At 53.9% G+C, this 15,863-nt stretch carries 12 protein-coding genes; 3 read left to right on the forward strand and 9 right to left on the reverse strand.

Going from position 1 to position 15,863, the window contains the following annotated elements:
* Positions 1–304: 304 nt before the first annotated feature.
* The 9 genes from HMPREF3104_RS00390 to HMPREF3104_RS00425 all read right to left on the reverse strand — a co-directional run bounded on the left by HMPREF3104_RS00390 (position 305) and on the right by HMPREF3104_RS00425 (position 7,633).
* On the reverse strand, positions 305–886 hold the full coding sequence (locus tag HMPREF3104_RS00390; RefSeq protein ID WP_022862715.1) for an NADPH-dependent FMN reductase: 582 nt from the start codon (positions 884–886) through the stop codon (positions 305–307).
* A 40-nt stretch (positions 887–926) separates the two neighbouring features.
* Positions 927–1,199 carry a hypothetical protein gene (locus HMPREF3104_RS12215; RefSeq protein WP_168156333.1) on the reverse strand — a complete coding sequence of 91 codons (273 nt, stop codon included), beginning with the start codon at positions 1,197–1,199 and terminating at the stop codon, positions 927–929.
* On the reverse strand, positions 1,180–2,205 hold the full coding sequence (nrdF, locus tag HMPREF3104_RS00395) for a class 1b ribonucleoside-diphosphate reductase subunit beta (RefSeq protein WP_034666259.1): 1,026 nt from the start codon (positions 2,203–2,205) through the stop codon (positions 1,180–1,182). The genes HMPREF3104_RS12215 and nrdF overlap by 20 nt, the downstream gene beginning before the upstream one ends.
* Before the next feature lie 51 nt (positions 2,206–2,256).
* Positions 2,257–4,452: a class 1b ribonucleoside-diphosphate reductase subunit alpha gene (nrdE, locus tag HMPREF3104_RS00400; RefSeq protein ID WP_052205721.1), complete on the reverse strand. Its 2,196-nt coding sequence runs from the start codon at positions 4,450–4,452 to the stop codon at positions 2,257–2,259.
* 67 nt (positions 4,453–4,519) lie between these two features.
* Complete coding sequence (gene nrdI / locus HMPREF3104_RS00405) at positions 4,520–4,969, reverse strand: class Ib ribonucleoside-diphosphate reductase assembly flavoprotein NrdI (protein ID WP_052093126.1); 450 nt, start codon at positions 4,967–4,969, stop codon at positions 4,520–4,522.
* 116 nt (positions 4,970–5,085) lie between these two features.
* The gene (locus HMPREF3104_RS12870; protein ID WP_022862719.1) at positions 5,086–5,766 is read right to left on the reverse strand and encodes a metal-dependent transcriptional regulator; all 681 of its coding nucleotides are present in this window, start codon (positions 5,764–5,766) and stop codon (positions 5,086–5,088) included.
* Between the two features lie 232 nt (positions 5,767–5,998).
* Positions 5,999–6,694 (reverse strand): ATP-binding protein, encoded by a 696-nt coding sequence (locus HMPREF3104_RS00415; protein WP_070493112.1) that lies wholly within the window; start codon positions 6,692–6,694, stop codon positions 5,999–6,001.
* Positions 6,695–6,849: 155 nt separating this feature from the next.
* A complete protein-coding gene (locus HMPREF3104_RS00420; RefSeq protein ID WP_070493119.1) occupies positions 6,850–7,095 on the reverse strand; it encodes a hypothetical protein in 246 nt (81 codons plus the stop codon).
* A 103-nt stretch (positions 7,096–7,198) separates the two neighbouring features.
* On the reverse strand, positions 7,199–7,633 hold the full coding sequence (locus HMPREF3104_RS00425; RefSeq protein ID WP_070493122.1) for a hypothetical protein: 435 nt from the start codon (positions 7,631–7,633) through the stop codon (positions 7,199–7,201).
* Positions 7,634–7,769: 136 nt separating this feature from the next.
* Here HMPREF3104_RS00425 and HMPREF3104_RS00430 point away from each other — a divergent pair, with 136 nt between their 5' ends.
* The 3 genes from HMPREF3104_RS00430 to HMPREF3104_RS00440 are packed head-to-tail and all read left to right on the forward strand — an operon-like array spanning position 7,770 to position 15,617.
* Positions 7,770–10,637: an SNF2-related protein gene (locus HMPREF3104_RS00430; RefSeq protein WP_246816271.1), complete on the forward strand. Its 2,868-nt coding sequence runs from the start codon at positions 7,770–7,772 to the stop codon at positions 10,635–10,637.
* A 46-nt stretch (positions 10,638–10,683) separates the two neighbouring features.
* The gene (locus HMPREF3104_RS00435) at positions 10,684–12,651 is read left to right on the forward strand and encodes a site-specific DNA-methyltransferase (protein ID WP_070493125.1); all 1,968 of its coding nucleotides are present in this window, start codon (positions 10,684–10,686) and stop codon (positions 12,649–12,651) included.
* 11 nt (positions 12,652–12,662) lie between these two features.
* A complete protein-coding gene (locus tag HMPREF3104_RS00440; RefSeq protein WP_070493128.1) occupies positions 12,663–15,617 on the forward strand; it encodes a restriction endonuclease in 2,955 nt (984 codons plus the stop codon).
* The last annotated feature ends 246 nt before the right edge of the window (positions 15,618–15,863 follow it).

Here is a 15,863-nt window from a genome sequence, read left to right on the forward strand (position 1 = left end):
GATGCGGAAACTGATCAATGTCGATGTCCTTATCATCGACGATTTTATGACCATGAGCATCAACCCGCGTCTGACATGTAGCGGCCTAACAGGATGTCGCCAGGGTCAGTGTCCAGCGACAGCGCTAAAACCGCTCTAATTCAGCGAAAATCGAAGAATTAGAGCGGTGTTTTTTGAAGCGTCCTGGGTTCAGATTCAGGTAACTCAAGGATGAGTGTGAATCCGGGGTTTGTGTCTTTGAGAAGGCCCTTTAGAAGCCTTCAAGTACTTCGTAGAGGGCGGTGGCTAGGGTTAGTCGCCGTCGCTAGCTGTGCTTGGCTGTTAATGTCATGTCGACCAACTGGAGGAAGCGTATAACGTAGTCTTTGACAAAGCCTGCGGTGCCTTCATTGAGATGGCCGGAGTCTTCGAAGAGGGTGGGGGATTGGCCAAGGAATACCTCGGGCTGACCAGGAAGCGGCATATCGAAGTAGGACAGGGCGAGCCGGAGGTTCTTCTGTGAACTGTAGCCGCCCATGCGGCCTACAGAGTGACTGATGATACCTGCGGGAAGGTTCTTCCAAGCCACATCCGAGTTGGGCTTGGAACCGATGTCCACTGCATTCTTGAGACAGGCAGGGATAGTACGGTTATTTTCCGGGGTAACAAAGAGGACGCCGCTCGAGTTCTTGATGGTGTCGCGGAAAGTGGTGTACTCAGCTGGAATGGGCTTGTCCGTGACCGAGGGGTCATCGTAGTCGAAGTCATAGAGCGGCAAGTCACGGATTTCAACGATGTCTGCCTGGTAGTTTTCAGGGATCATTGTGAGCACTTCGTGTGCAATCTTGCGCGCAAATGAGCCGCGGCGCAGGCTGCCGACGATAACACTAATGCGTGGGGTGGTCATAGGAAGTCCTTTCTTCTTAGTTGGGCGTAGGTACGTGCGATCAAGGGAGAAAAGGCTTGCAGCCAAAGGCAGGCGGTGGCCCGGCGGCGTGGGCGGCAGTAAGAAAGTTATCCGCTTTGTCTTCTTCATGGCGGAAGTACAGTTCGATGAGTCCTAACAGTCCCCCGAGGACGGCCTCCCGTGCGGCGGACGTATCCAAAAGCCGCATGGCTGCTGGTTGGTTTCCTTCGCGGATGGCTTCAAACAGCGCGATGGTCTCAAGCCAGCTTCCTTGGTCTGGTCGTGGAAACGGTTTAGAAATCCCAGTCATCATCACTCGTTTCTTCAGCGGTGCCAATGACATAGGAGGAACCGGAGCCGGAGAAGAAGTCATGGTTTTCATCTGCTCCAGGTGCTAGGGCAGCGAGGATTTCCGGGTTCACTTCCGTTTCTTCAGGTGGGAAGTAGTCCGGGTAGCCCAAATTCATGAGCGCCTTATTGGCGTTATAGCGAACGAATACAGCTACATCATCCATGAGCCCCAACGGCTCATATAGCTCGCCGGAATAATCCAGCTCTAGGGCATAAAGCTCTTCGAGCAAGGAAATAGTGAAATCATGCATCTCCTGTTGCCGTTGTGGAGCAGACGTTTCCAGTCCGCGCTGGTACTTGTAGCCTGAGTAGTAACCGTGCACTGCCTTGTCACGCAGAATGAGGCGAATCATGTCTGCCGTATTTGTCAGGGTGGCGTGGACGGAAAAATGCAGGGGAAGATAGAAACCCGCGTAGAGAAGCAGCGAGGAAAGCAGCGTCGATGACACTTTGCGCTTGAGTGGATCGGGTCCAAAATAATGAGTGAGCACTTTTTTGGCGCGTGCCTGGAGAAGGTCATTATTCACCGCCCAGCGGTATGCCTCATCAATTTCTTTCGTACTGCTCAAAGTAGAAAACACTGAAGAGTAAGAACGGGCATGGACTGATTGCATGAAGGCGATGTTGGTATACACGGCCTCCTCGTGCTCGGTGCGGGCATCTTGGATCTGACAGATTTCGCCCACAGTGGCCTGGACGGTGTCCAGGGTGGTGAGTCCCGTGAACACCCGCATGGTGAGGTTGCGTTCCTCCGGTGTCATCCTCTGCCACGCCGGGAGATCGTTTGAAAGTGGAACCTTTTCTGGCAACCAAAAGTTGGCGGTGAGGCGGTTCCACACTTCAAGATCCTTCTCATCGCTCACCCGATTCCAATTGATGGCGCGGATGCGGGCTGAAGGGTCATGCCGGTAACTTGGCGGCGTAACTGAGATGCTGGTTAGCTCAGCAGTGTTTGATGTTGAAGACATAGCTTCTTTCTTTCTTGATGGATGGTTGTGAATGAAGGAAGGACCGTGTTCCTACAGAGCACAGGAAACGCAGCCTTCGACCTCGGTTCCCTGGAGTGCAGGTTGGCGTAAACGGATGTAGTACAAGGTCTTGATTCCGGCTTTCCAGGCATAGATTTGTGCCTTGTTGATGTCCCGCGTAGTGGTGTCAGCGGTGAAGAACAAAGTCAGGGAAAGCCCTTGGTCCACGTGTTGGGTGGCCATAGCGTAGGTGTCGATGATTTTTTTGTACCCCACGGTGTAGGAGTCATCGAAATACTCCAAGTTGTCGTTGGTCATTTCCGGTGCGGGGTAGTACACGCGCCCCAAGCGGCCTTCCTTGCGTATTTCAATCTTGGAGGCAATCGGGTGTATGGACGCGGTGGAGTCATTGATGTAAGAAATTGATCCAGTGGGTGGAACTGCCTGCAAGTAGGCGTTGTAGATGCCGTCTTGCATCACTTGGTTCTTGAGCCGTAGCCAATCCTCGCGTTGAGGAATCTGCACGCCAGCCTCATGGAATAGCTGTTTTACGTGGTCAGTGGCCGGCGCCCAGTCTTGGTCGATGTACTTGTCGAAGTAGACGCCAGTGGCATAGGTGGATTCTTCAAAGCCAGTGAATCGTTGACCTTTCTCAACCGCTAGCGCATGGGATGCACGGAGCGCATGATAGGTCACGGTCAGGAAATAGATATTTGTAAAGTCCAGTGCTTCGGCGCAGCCATAAGGAATACGCTTGGAAGCCAGGAAACCGTGGAGATTCATTTGGCCCAACCCGATGGCATGCATGGATGCATTACCGTGAGCGATGGAAGGAACAGCTTCGATATTTGTTAGGTCTGAGACCTTCGTGAGAGCGCGCACCGCGGTTTCAACAGTTTCCCCAAAGTCCGGTGATTCAAAAGCTTTAGCGATGTTGAGCGACCCTAGATTGCAGGAAATGTCCTGGCCAACGGTGGTGTAGTTACCTGAGGCGCCGTAGGTGGATGGCGTGTTGACCTGGAGGATCTCACTACACAGATTGGACATATTGATATGTCCTTTGAGGGGATTAGCGCGGTTGACCGTATCCTCAAAGAGTATGTAGGGGTATCCAGATTCAAACTGAAGCTCAGCCAGCGTGGTGAAAAACTCGCGGGCCTTGATAGTCGTATGAGAAATTCGCGGATTGGAAACCAGCTCGTCGTAATACTCGGTGATAGACATGTCAGACATGGCTACGCCGTACTCGCGAGCGATGTCATACGGGCTAAAAAGATGCATATCCTTGTTCTCTTTGGCCAGCTGGAAGGTTATATCTGGAATAACAACTCCCAGCGAAAGAGTCTTAATGCGGACTTTCTCATCGGCATTTTCCCGCTTGGTATCCAGGAAACGAAGAATATCTGGATGGTGCGCATGTAGGTAGACGGCTCCAGCGCCCTGTCGAGCGCCCAATTGGTTGGCATAGCTGAAGCTATCTTCCAGAATTTTCATGACTGGGACTACGCCGGAAGCTTGGTTCTCAATCTTTTTGATTGGGGCTCCGGATTCGCGCAGATTGCTCAGTAACAAGGCCACACCACCGCCGCGTTTTGAAAGCTGCAGTGCAGAGTTCACGCTGCGGCCAATGCTTTCCAAATTGTCTTCGATGCGAAGGAGGAAGCAGGAGACCATTTCGCCACGCTGGGCTTTTCCTGCGTTGAGAAAAGTAGGGGTGGCGGGCTGGAAGCGTCCGGTCATGATGTCATCCACCAGCTTCTCCGCAAGCTCTTCATCGCCCTGTGCAAGGTACAAAGCTGTGGTGGCGACGCGTTCTTCGTAGCCTTCCAGAAATCGCGAGCCATCAAAGGTTTTCAGTGCGTATGAAGTAAAGAACTTAAATGCGCCGAGGAAAGTGCGGAACTGATGCTTGGCTCGGTGGGCTCTGTCGTACATAGTGCACAGAAAATCGTCATCATAAAGCTCAAGGAATTCCCGCTCGTAGTATTCGTTATCAACCAACCACTCCAAGCGCTGCTTGGTGGATTCAAACTGATGCATGCGAGGAGTGACATGGTGCGCTAAAAAGTCTTGTGTTGCCTCAATGTCCTTGTCGAACTGGATTCTTCCCGAATCGTCGAATAGGTTCAGCTGCGCGTTGAGTGCATGGTAGCTCTTGCGCTTACCGACACCGCCGGCATCGTCTGCTGAAGCGGTGCGGGGCGTAGGGCCAATGGGCTGTGTGGGGGTGGCCTTAAGTGGCGGCATTGTGGTTTCCAATCTGTGTGTTGCGGATGTGGTCTTCATTTTGTGGGAAATCAATGGGGTGTAATTGTTAGTTGCTTTGCTGCTCCCAAAACTTGTGAAGGCCCTGCTTTACAGCGGCAACGTCCTTCTGCGTGCCGAGTAGCTCGAAGTGATACAGCTCTGGAACGTGGCACTTAGCGGAAATGATGCGGCCGGCGACGCAGTAAGCGCTTCCGAAGTTGGTATTGCCTGAGGTAATCACGCCCCGGATAAAGGAACGGTTGATTGGGTCATTGAGGAAGTCGATGACCTGTTTGGGGACTGCGCGTTTGAGCGAGCCACCGCCGTAGGTTGGAACGATGAGTACGTACGGGTGTGAAACCTGGATCATTCCGGTTTTCTTGGGCCGCAGTGGAATGCGCACTGCGGGTCTATCTAAGCGTTCGACGAATCTTTTTGTGTTTTCAGAAACGCTAGAAAAGTACACCAAATCTGGTGAGTCTGACATGACAATCCTGCTCATCCTGGCCTTAGCCATAAGTGGGATAGGTGATGATCGAAAAGATTAACTACGTACTACCGTAGTTGCAAACTACGCCGCACCGTAGTTTTTAAAAGGGCAGGTAGGGACAGGATTAATGAGAAAGGGAAAGACTACAGGCTGTGGTGTGCTACAAACACTGCGTCCGTAGCTGGGCGCCCAAGTACTACCCACTGAGTACTGTCGGCTACCTGTACTTCGAGCGATTCTGAAAAGGGCGTTCCTTCGCGCGTGGTAAGAACAGCCCCAATGACGATGCCTTGCTCTTTGAGGAAGGCCAGCAGTTGTGGGTCGGAATCAGAAATGCGTTCCACGGTCACCTGCGGTTGTGCGCCGCTGTCGGTGAGACGGTGCGCACTGGGGATAGTGACCTGTCCATCAACCGTAGGGATAGGGTCGCCGTGTGGATCCCTAGTGGGGTAATTGAGGAACTTATCCACGCGCTCTATGAGCATGTCAGACACCGCGTGTTCAAGATTTTCGGCTTCATCATGGACCTCGTCCCACGTATAATCCAATGCTTGAACCAAAAAAGACTCAAGCAATCGGTGGCGGCGCACCATGACCAATGCGTACTGCCTGCCAAGTTCGGTTAACTCCACCGAGCCATAGGGCGTGTGTGACACGAGCCCTTGCTTCGACATTTTGCGCACTGCATCGGAGACCGAGGAGAGCTTGAGTCCCAGCTGTTTCGCTATAAGTGTGGCGGTAACGGGCTCGGATGACCATTCCTTTAGCCCCCAGATAGCTTTCAAATAGTTCTGGGTACTGGTGGACAGCTCAGAAACAGACATGAGTAAATGTTAACCCAGCTTCCGTATGCGCCTTAGGCGCTGTGCCCCAACGCTCATAGCGAACAGAGGCCAAATTCTTTTGAAGAGGCCTGCGGAGTGTTTTGAGGAATTCTATTCCTCTTCGTGAGGAAAATATGTGTTCAGAAGATTGAAATGGTAGCGGTGTGGTGAGTTTCTGGTAGCGCTTGAGTGAGTATCTGGTAGCGGTGTCCCCACTCAGGCGTTGCGGTGGTTATGCGTTGGTGGTCAGGCGCATGTTTGGTCCTTCGAGTGTGATGATCTCCGTACCGGAGACGAGTCGGTTGAGGATTGACTCGGAGATCACGGCATCGGGGATGGATTTGTACCACTCTTGCGGGGTGAATTGTGAGGTCACAATTGTTGAGACTTTGCCTTCACGCCCGGCGAGGATGTTGAGGAGTTGGTGCGCGGTCGCGGCATCTACAGGTGTGGTCAGGAAGTCATCGAGGACTAAGACGTCGACGTCGTGGAGGTACTGGATGAACATTAGCCGTGCGGAGTCATCGGGTTGGAGCACTGCTAGTTCGGCGGCGAGCATGTCGGTGCGGTAGAAGCGTGCGGAGTAGTCCTTGCGGCATGCTGCTGTGATCAAGGCTTGGGCGAGGTAGGTTTTGCCGACTGAGGATTTGCCCAGGATGACAATGTTTTGACCCAGGTGGCTCCATTGTCCGTGAGCGAGTCTGCTGACTTGCTCAGGGTTGATGTTGCGGTCAGGCGTGCAGACCACGTTTTCAAGGCAAGCATCAAGGTTTGGCGATCGGGATGCTTTCAGTAGTTTGTTGATGCGTCGTTCGCGCCTGGCCGCGACTTCTTTATCGAGTGCGTAGAGCACCTTTTGGGAAAACGTCCATGCGTCGAATGTGGGATCGTTGGCAATCTCGATGACGCTTTGTCCAAAGGCAGTCATCCGCAGCGCGGTGAAGTCGGGCAGGACGGACTCGTCAAGGATGTGACCCGGCTGCCAGCCGTGGCAGATATCCCCGGTTTGGCAACATGCTGCCGCAATTCAAAAAAGCTCTACCCGAGGTCCGGAACGGGTGGACACCCCTACGTAAGGCGCGCCTACAAAGTCGAAATGACGCGTGCCCATTCAGTCAAAGGAGGAAGCTCGTCAGTAGTGAAGTAGCGCGAATGTGTGACCTTGAGGTCATCGAGCGAAGCAGCACCAATGACCACGATTTCAACGTCTGGGTTGGAGTTTTGACTCTCCGCCTCAAGACGAGCACGAATAGCTTGAGCACCGTAAGCGTACTCGGTCAGCTGACGATCACCCGTGCGCCGGTTGTAGACGATCAAAAACTGTTTCATTGGCCCGCTCCTTCCTTACTTCGGTTTTCGAAAGTGCAGCGCTGCAAGGCCTTTGCGCTCTGGCAGAGGACCTAATTTGCCGGAAGGCGAGGAAACCAACCCATTAATCAAACTCCGGCATCGCATGCGGCGCCGGACGGTCATCCCGCCAGAACTTATCCTTGTCCGCGTTCGGATACTGGGCCAGCAACCACGCCTGCAATGCCTCATTGCGCTCAATGTCAGCACGCGCCTCCGGGTACAAACGGACCGCCTCTGCTACGCGGCGCTTGCGAATCTCGTCCGGGTACACAGCGGACGCGGAACGCTCAACCATCCACTCATACTCACGCGTCCAATCCGTCTCGCCAAAGCCGTACTTCTCCCACTGCTGCAACGAGTACTCAAGCTGGCTGCGATAGAACTCCAACTTGTGTGGCCTGGCGTTTTCATACTGCTCCAAAAACGCCAAATGCATCATCGCCGCAGGGATCTTCAACCGCAGCTCATCACGCAAGGCAATGTCCATAGGGCGCTCAAACTGCCAGTCGCTCGTCATAACCCGACCTCCCCAAACTTGTGCCAAACTTTCTTTCGCCGTTCCGGCTAAGTGTACTGAGACACCACCAGCTATACAGCGACAAGCAACACCGCAAACCCCCACCTCACTCAACCGATGTGGCAATCTAATCAGCGTGATCAACTACGGCGCTCAGCTTACTCCGCACCAAGCCAAGTTCTTCGCTAATGAACTTGAGCGTTCCCACGCTAACGACCATGTGGGCAAACTCGCTGGTTTGCTTTTCGATGCTCAGGTGGAGCCAAAGCCTCACCAGATTGATGCTGCGCTCTTCGCGTTGAATTCGCCGTTCCAGAAGGGCGTCATCCTTGCGGATGAGGTTGGTCTGGGTAAGACGATCGAGGCAGGCATTGTGATTTCGCAATACTGGTCGCAACGCCGTCGCAATATTTTGATCATCGCCCCGGCTAGTTTGCGTCAGCAGTGGAAGCAGGAGTTGTGGGAGAAGTTCATGATTCCCGCGGATCTGCTTGATTCGAAGACCGCGGACGCGTTAATTGGGGCTCCGAACCGTAAGCAATCAGTGTTGATTTGTTCCTACGAGTTTGCGTCGAGGAATCAGACGCGGCTTGAGCGTCAGTGGGATTTGTTAGTTGCGGATGAGGCGCACCGGCTTCGTAACTATTGGAAGGGTGGCAAGGTGCCTACGGCGATTGCGAAGATCGCTAACGGCGCTTCGAAGGTACTGATGCTCACCGCCACTCCGTTGCAGAACCGGCTTGAAGAGCTCTACGGGCTTGTTTCGGTTTTTGATGAGGACTATTTCCACTCGCTTGACGCGTTCAAAGAGCGCTACGTCAAGGGGAGCACAGAGGATTTGCCGGACCGGGTTGCGCCGATTGCGAAGCGTACGTTGCGCAGGAACGCGGAGAAGTACGTGCGGTTTACGCAGCGCATGCCCATCACGGTTGAGTTTGATCCTTCGCCGGAGGAGCTGGAGCTTCATTCGCTTATCGACGCCTACCTGCAACGCGACGAAATCTTCGCCTTCAACAAGTCTCAGATGCACTTGTCGGCGATGATTCTGCGCAAGCGTCTTGGTTCTTCCACGTACGCGATTGCGAGCACGCTTGAGTCGGTGGCGAACCGTCTCCAGGATGAGCTGACTGCTGGTCTCCGACGCGGAAAGGGCGGATTCGTGCTTGCCCCGGAGGCGGATATGGATCTGACCAGTGATGAGCTGGAGCGGCTTGAGAGCGATACGTTTGAAGAGGACCGCTTCGAATTCGGTGACCCAGTAATTCGAAACAAAATCGAGGCGGAGATCAGGGACCTGCGCAATTTCGCCGCGCTTGCTCGTTCCATAACGGTGAACCAGAAGGCCGTTCACTTAAACGAGGCGCTTGAGCGTGGTTTTGCCACGCTGCGCGAGATCGGCGCACCGGAGAAGGCGATCATCTTCACCGACTCCACTGTCACCCAGGAGTATCTTGCGCAGCACCTAAAGGACACTGGCTGGGGCAAGGGTCTTGTCCTGTTCAACGGCACCAATACTTCCCCTGAAGCCACGAGGATCTACAAGGCGTGGCTGGAGAAGAACGAGGGTGGGGACGCGGTTACTGGCATTGCGGCTGCGGACCGCAGAAAAGCACTGGTGGATTACTTCCGTGATTCTGGGACAATCATGATTGCAACCGAAGCCGCGGCCGAGGGTGTGAACCTTCAGTTCTGCTCAATGTTGATCAACTATGACTTGCCATGGAACCCACAACGCGTAGAACAGCGCATCGGACGTGTCCACCGTTTTGGCCAGAAGTTCAACGTGGTGGTTGCCAACTTCTCCAACAAGGGAAATACGGCAGAGCGGCGAATCCTTGAACTGCTGACCGAGAAATTCCGGCTCTTCACCTCAGTCTTCGGTGCCAGTGATGAGGTCCTGGGCTCGATTGAAGACGGCGTGGATTTTGAGCAGGAGATCGTGCGCATTCTGAAGCAGTGTCGCACGGAAGAAGAAATCAACGCTGCGTTTGATGAGCTGGAGAAGAAGTTCTCCGCCGAGGTTTCCTCAGAGATGAAGAAGGTCCGGACCAAGGTCTTTGACAACCTAGATCCCCAGGTGCAGGACCGACTTCGAAGCTACGACGAGCAGTCGACAGTAACCCTCAACCAGTTTGAGCGCCTGTTCCTCGCGCTAACACAGTATGAGTTGAAGTCCTGTGCCACTTTCAATGACCCCTCAAACACGTTCGTACTGAAAAGCTCACCTACACCGGATGCACCCACCGGTCGCTACGCCTTCAAGGAGCAGATTCCGGGAACGCACCAGTACCGGTACGCCGGAGCACTTGGCCAGTATGTGATTGAGCAGGCGCTGAACGAAGACACTCCCACGAAGGAGCTGGTGTTTAGCCTTAGCGCATCACATCGTGTCGGTGGCATCGCACCGGAGCTGAAAGGCCAACACGGACAACTGGCTGTGCAAAAGGTCACGTTTGAGATGCAAGCCGGCTCTCAGGACATTACCGAGTCCTACCTGCTGTGCGCGGGTCTGACTAGCCGACGCCGCAAGCTCAACGCAGAAGACGTTGGTAACCTGATGGACCTCACCGTGGTGGCTGTTGAGGACTGCGAACCGGTTGACCTTTCCCTCCTGGAAGCGGACTTGAACAAGCAGGCCGAAAGCCACCACAAGGACGTACAGACGCGCAATGCGAAGTTCTACAACGAGCAGGAAGATGCGGTGCAGCGCAACCGAGAGGACCGTCAAGCTGAGTTCAACCAGCAGATAGCCAAGCTGGAATCGGAGCTTAAAGAGCTTCGCAAGCAAGCCCGGCGCGTAGATGACCCCGCTGAATCGCTACGACTGAAAAAGAAGTCCAACACGATCCAGCAGAAGATCTACGACGCGGAAGATGACTTCTCACGTGAACGCCGAGCGCTCCATGCTCAGTCCGTTGAATACCTGGATGCTGTCGAGCAGGCATTAGGCGGTAGAGCACACGTGGAGGACTTGTTTACGGTCCGCTGGCGTGTAGAGCCGTAAAAACAACATCGTCATTTTGTGCGGCTAAAGCACCACGTTTGTGGGGATGTTGTGGCAACCTCATTTCTATGACAAAGCCCCCCCCCTTGATTACGAGCTCGACGATGACCAGATCGAGCCCTGGTCGCCTGATTTCCGCACCGAACTAGCTAAGCAGCTCGCAGAGATTGCTCCCGAAGCGGTAGCCGACGGAAAGATCGACGTAGAAACCCTCAAGGAACTCCTCGAAGGGGATGCATCCGACACCTCCGAGCGTTTTGGACTCTTCTGGCCAGGAAAGAAGCGCGCCATGCGCGCCGCTCAAACCCCGACCAGTGCAACGCTCGCTCCCGACTTCGAGAACTCAAAAGACTGGGACACCACGAAGAACGTCTTCATTGAAGGCGACAACCTCGAAGTGCTCAAAATCCTGCAGAAGCACTACCACGGCAAAATCAAGATGATCTACATCGATCCGCCGTATAACACCGGCAAAGACTTCGTCTACCCGGACAACTACCGCGAAGGCCTGGATAACTACCTCGAGTGGTCAAAGCAGGTAAACAAAGAAGGCCAAAAACTCTCAACCAACACCGACACCGGCGGGCGCCTACACACCAACTGGCTCAACATGATGTACCCGCGGCTGAAACTCGCGCGGAATCTGCTGACGGACGATGGATTCTTGTTTATCTCAATTGACAGCCACGAGTCTGCAAACCTTATGCAAATCTGTTCGGAAGTATTCGGGCCACAAAACTGTGTTGGCCAATTCGTTTGGAAACGTCGCAGCGGAGCGATGGATGCGGTGAGCAACCTCAGCGAAGACCATGAATACGTTTTCGTCTGGGCACGTTCAGCCGCCTCCTTAAATGGAGTTCCTCGGACTTTCGAACGCTACTCGAATCCAGATAACGATCCACGCGGAACTTGGATTGCGGATAACCTGACGGCGGGGAAACCCGGGGGAGACGTGTACTACCCGATCTCCGACCCGCGTACAGGCTGGGAATTCTATCCGCCCCGTGGGAGATACTGGCCGTACAGCCGTACGACAATGGCCCAGAAAATTGAAGAAGGTCGGATCATTTTCCCAAAGACCGCTGACGGCAGCCCTAAGCTAAAGCGTTTTGCTTCTGAGGCGAAACGTACTTCGCTTCCTGTGTCTTCATGGATCGTTGGCAAAGGAGATCAAGGTACCCAAGCCTCTATGCAATCACCCATCAACAGTGTTGCTACTAAACAACTTGCTGAACTCTTAGGCGGCAAGTACTTCAACTATCCAAAACCCATTGATCTTTTAAAGGGGCTAATTAAGCAAGGAACCCACGATAACTCGCTGGTATTAGACTTCTTTTCTGGCTCAGGAAGTACCGCACAAGCGGTACTTGAAGTAAACGCAGAGGACGGTGGAATTCGGCAGCACATCCAAGTGCAGCTTCCTGAACCGACCGCTGAAGGTAGCTCTGCCCGAGAAGCCGGCTTTGAAACTATCTCCGAATTAGCGAGAGAGAGGATTCGCCGTGCCGGAGAGCAAATTGAGCTGTCGAATTCGGAGCTAGTCGCTGAACGCACAACACCACTCGATACTGGCTTTCGTGCCTACAAACTCAGCGACACCAGCTTCACCAAATGGCATCTCACTGCTGATGTCCCAGCCAATGAGGTAGAGCAGCACATCCTGGATATTCAGGATTCGGCCAAGGATTCAGCGACCCAAGACGCGCTGCTCACTGAGCTGCTCATCAAGCAAGGCATGTCTTTGACAGAACGGGTCAACCAGCTCGAAGTCGCGGGGTTGAACTGCCATGCCGTTCTGAATGCTGATTCCGAAGCGAATACTGAAGACCAGTATGTGCTTATCGCCTACGTTGATGAACACACGAAACCCACACTGGAGCAGCTTCGCGCCATTGTCGAACTGCAACCCGCGCGCCTAGTCATCTTGGAAGACGCGTTCCAGGGCGATGACCAGTTGAAGACCAACCTCAAGCAGATGTGCGTCACCAACGACATCGAACTCAAGACCGCATAGGAGCGCATCCAATGAGGTTTAAGTTTGATAGCCGCCAGCAGTACCAGCTGGATGCAATTGACTCGGTTGTTGACCTGTTCGAGGGCCAACCCAAGGACATGAGCCAAATCCGCGAAATGCTGCGTGGGTACCTAGGCTTCGAAGCAGACCAGCAATCATTGGATGTCGCCGCCGGCCAGCAAGAAGAGCTAAGTCTTGAAATAGGCGCTGTTGGTAACAGTCTTTTTCTGGATGAGCAGGCAATTCTGGACAACCTAAAGCAAATCCAGGAACGTAACCACCTAGCGGTTAGCAACGAGCTTGTAGACGGATTGCAGTTCGACGTTGAGATGGAGACCGGCACCGGTAAGACCTACGTGTACCTGCGCACCATCTTCGAGTTGGCTGAACGGTACGACTTCAAGAAATTCGTAATCTTGGTGCCGAGTGTGGCCATCCGCGAGGGCGTGAACAAGAGCATCCAACTGATGCAGGAGCATTTCCGAGAGCTGTATCCAACGCAGCCCTTCAGCCACTTCGTATATTCCGGAGACAACCCGGGCCAGGTTCACGGCTTCACAACGTCTACGTCAATCCAGATCATGATCATGACTGTTGCTGCCATCAAGGGGGACAAGAACAACCGCATCTTCCACCAAAACCGAGAAGAACTTGGTGGACTTGCTCCGGTGGACTTCCTCAGTGCTGTGCAGCCGTTTGTGATTCTGGATGAGCCACAGAATATGGAATCTGATCTTTCCGAGTCCTCCATCGGCAAGCTCAACGCCAGCGCAATCCTGCGCTACTCGGCGACGCACCGTAAGCACCGCAATAGGGTCTACCAACTCGATCCTGTTGATGCGCACAAACTCGAGTTGGTCAAGCAGATCGTCGTCGCAGAAGTTGTGCAGGAAGGCGTTGAATCAACGCCGTACATCAAGCTCGTTGACGTGAATCCGAAAAACTGGACCGCAAAGCTCGAACTAGCGATACGGGATAAAAACGGGAATATTGTCAAAAAGGCGAAGAACGTTAAGAAAGACCAGAACCTCGAACGTGTTACTGGCAACCCCGCATACTCCAATAACTGGTTTGTTACTGGGATGAGTATCGAGCCTCCCGCCATTGAGCTGTCCCACCATCCGCGCCTGCTCGTCGGTGAGGAAATCGGCGGAAACTCGGAAGCAATCTACCGAGACATGATCCGGGAAACCATTCGTGAGCACCTTGAAAAAGAGAAGATGCTCAAGAAGTCCGGGATTAAGGTTTTGAGCTTGTTCTTCGTAGACAAGGTCGCAAGCTACATGGGCGAAGGGGAGTCACTCTCCAACGCTAATGGGCCGTTTGTGCAGTGGTTCGACGAAATCTATCGTTCCGAAGTTCAGCGGCAAATCGAACTCGACTCGGAGTATGGCAAAACGATCCCAGAAGATCCCGCTGAGGCTCGCAGCGCCTACTTTGCATCCACCAAGAAGGGCGTGGCGAAGGACTCCACAGAACGAGATAACGACGATAACTCGCGCGCATACGACCTCATCATGAAGGACAAAGAGCGCTTGCTCTCCATGGATGAGCCGGTTCGGTTTGTTTTCTCGCACTCAGCGTTACGTGAAGGCTGGGACAACCCGAACGTCTTCCAAATCTGCACGCTCCGCGAGATGGGCGGGGAGACCGAGCGCCGCCAAACGCTCGGCCGCGGCCTTCGTCTGCCGGTCGACCAAGACGGAAACCGTTACTCTGACAGGTCCATTGCACAGCTGACTGTCATTGCTAACGAAAGCTACAACCGCTTTGCCAAGGGCCTCCAAGATGAATACGCACGAGCCGGGGTTGAGATCGGTTTCGTACGTCCGCAGGAGTTTGCTGAGATCATCGATCCGGACAGCGGTAGCCCAATCGGCGCAACTGAGTCCGCAGGGATACACAAAATCCTCCAGAACAACGGATTCCTCGACTCGGAGGGGCGGATCACAACCCGATTCACTCCGGATGAGCTGTTCTTCTCACTCCACCTTGGCGAGGAAATTGAACGCCTGGAACCCATGGTGATTGATGCCATGCGAGCAGTATCAATCTCCGCCCAGGTGAAGCCTTTGAGGAGGCGCCGTAAGCGCAAGCTGAACAAGCAAGTTTATCTTGACCCGCAGTTTGCAGATATGTGGGAAAAGATCTCTGCGCGTACCACCTACAGCGTTTCTTTCGATAGGGACGAACTGGTTGCCGCTGCAGTCGCAGCGATCAAACGCGCGCCGTTTGTCCCTCCGCTGCGAGTCCAAGTAACCAAGGCAAAGGTCACGTTGAGCCGCGGTGGCGCGGAGGGTATGCGTACCCACCAGCGCTCTACGGAGATCGATGGTGCCTTTGAGTTGCCAGACATCGTTGCGCAACTCCAGGAGTCTACGTCTCTCACTCGTAAGACCATCGTGGACATTCTCATTGGTTCTGGAAGGCTCGAAGAGTTCCGGAAGAACCCGAATGGGTTCATCGCGATGGCAAATGATGCGATCCACTCGGTGCTTGCAACGATCGTGGAAGACGGGCTGCAATACGAGAAGATCGGCGGCTCCGTCTACTCGCTTCGCGAGCTTCAGGCGGACGGCGAAGAAGAAAAGCAGTTCTTTTTGGACACGCTCTACGAGCTTGAGAACAAGCAGAAGTCTGACTTCAACTTCGTAGTCACCGATTCGGCTGTTGAGCGGGACTTTGCCAAGCTCTTGGACAACGACACGGATGTCCGGCTGTTTACCAAGCTGCCTCCGAAGTTCAAGGTGCCAACCCCTGTAGGTCCGTATAACCCCGACTGGGCAATCATCAAGCACGTCGGGGGAGAGGACAAGCTCTATCTCATCCGTGAGACGAAGGGCACCATCCAGGAGGACAAGCTCCGCGAAACGGAGAAGGCCAAGATTCGCGCGGCACGCAAGCACTTCGCTGTACTGGGTGTCGACTATGGAGTTTCTGCTCCTGACGACTGGAACCTGGGCTAACGCGGCTTCCCCCTTGCAAGAAACTAGCGGGACGCATTGGCATGGCCCATTAATGCGTCCCGCTAGCTTGCTCTTGATGTCAGATGCATTCAGTTGGAGCTTGGATACCGCGGATCAAGGAATCAAGCACTGGCATTCTCCATGTAGCATGCAGGGGTTTCAGGCGTGACTAATAACGCCGATCGCCTCTTTTACTGTTCAGAAGACTGAAATGGTAGCGGCTGAGTGAGCATCCGGTAGCGGAGG

The sequence above is a fragment of the Corynebacterium sp. HMSC30G07 genome (genome assembly GCF_001806945.1).
Lineage (GTDB): Bacteria > Actinomycetota > Actinomycetes > Mycobacteriales > Mycobacteriaceae > Corynebacterium > Corynebacterium riegelii.

Excerpts from the sequence above, each read along its gene's own strand:
- HMPREF3104_RS00390 (WP_022862715.1), bottom strand. The coding sequence starts at position 886 with ATGACCACCCCACGCATTAGTGTTATCGTCGGCAGCCTGCGCCGCGGC.
- HMPREF3104_RS12215 (WP_168156333.1), bottom strand. The coding sequence starts at position 1,199 with ATGATGACTGGGATTTCTAAACCGTTTCCACGACCAGACCAAGGAAGC.
- nrdF (WP_034666259.1), bottom strand. The coding sequence starts at position 2,205 with ATGTCTTCAACATCAAACACTGCTGAGCTAACCAGCATCTCAGTTACG.
- nrdE (WP_052205721.1), bottom strand. The coding sequence starts at position 4,452 with ATGCCGCCACTTAAGGCCACCCCCACACAGCCCATTGGCCCTACGCCC.
- nrdI (WP_052093126.1), bottom strand. The coding sequence starts at position 4,969 with ATGGCTAAGGCCAGGATGAGCAGGATTGTCATGTCAGACTCACCAGAT.
- HMPREF3104_RS12870 (WP_022862719.1), bottom strand. The coding sequence starts at position 5,766 with ATGTCTGTTTCTGAGCTGTCCACCAGTACCCAGAACTATTTGAAAGCT.
- HMPREF3104_RS00415 (WP_070493112.1), bottom strand. The coding sequence starts at position 6,694 with ATGACTGCCTTTGGACAAAGCGTCATCGAGATTGCCAACGATCCCACA.
- HMPREF3104_RS00420 (WP_070493119.1), bottom strand. The coding sequence starts at position 7,095 with ATGAAACAGTTTTTGATCGTCTACAACCGGCGCACGGGTGATCGTCAG.
- HMPREF3104_RS00425 (WP_070493122.1), bottom strand. The coding sequence starts at position 7,633 with ATGACGAGCGACTGGCAGTTTGAGCGCCCTATGGACATTGCCTTGCGT.
- HMPREF3104_RS00435 (WP_070493125.1), top strand. The coding sequence starts at position 10,684 with ATGTTGTGGCAACCTCATTTCTATGACAAAGCCCCCCCCCTTGATTAC.
- HMPREF3104_RS00440 (WP_070493128.1), top strand. The coding sequence starts at position 12,663 with ATGAGGTTTAAGTTTGATAGCCGCCAGCAGTACCAGCTGGATGCAATT.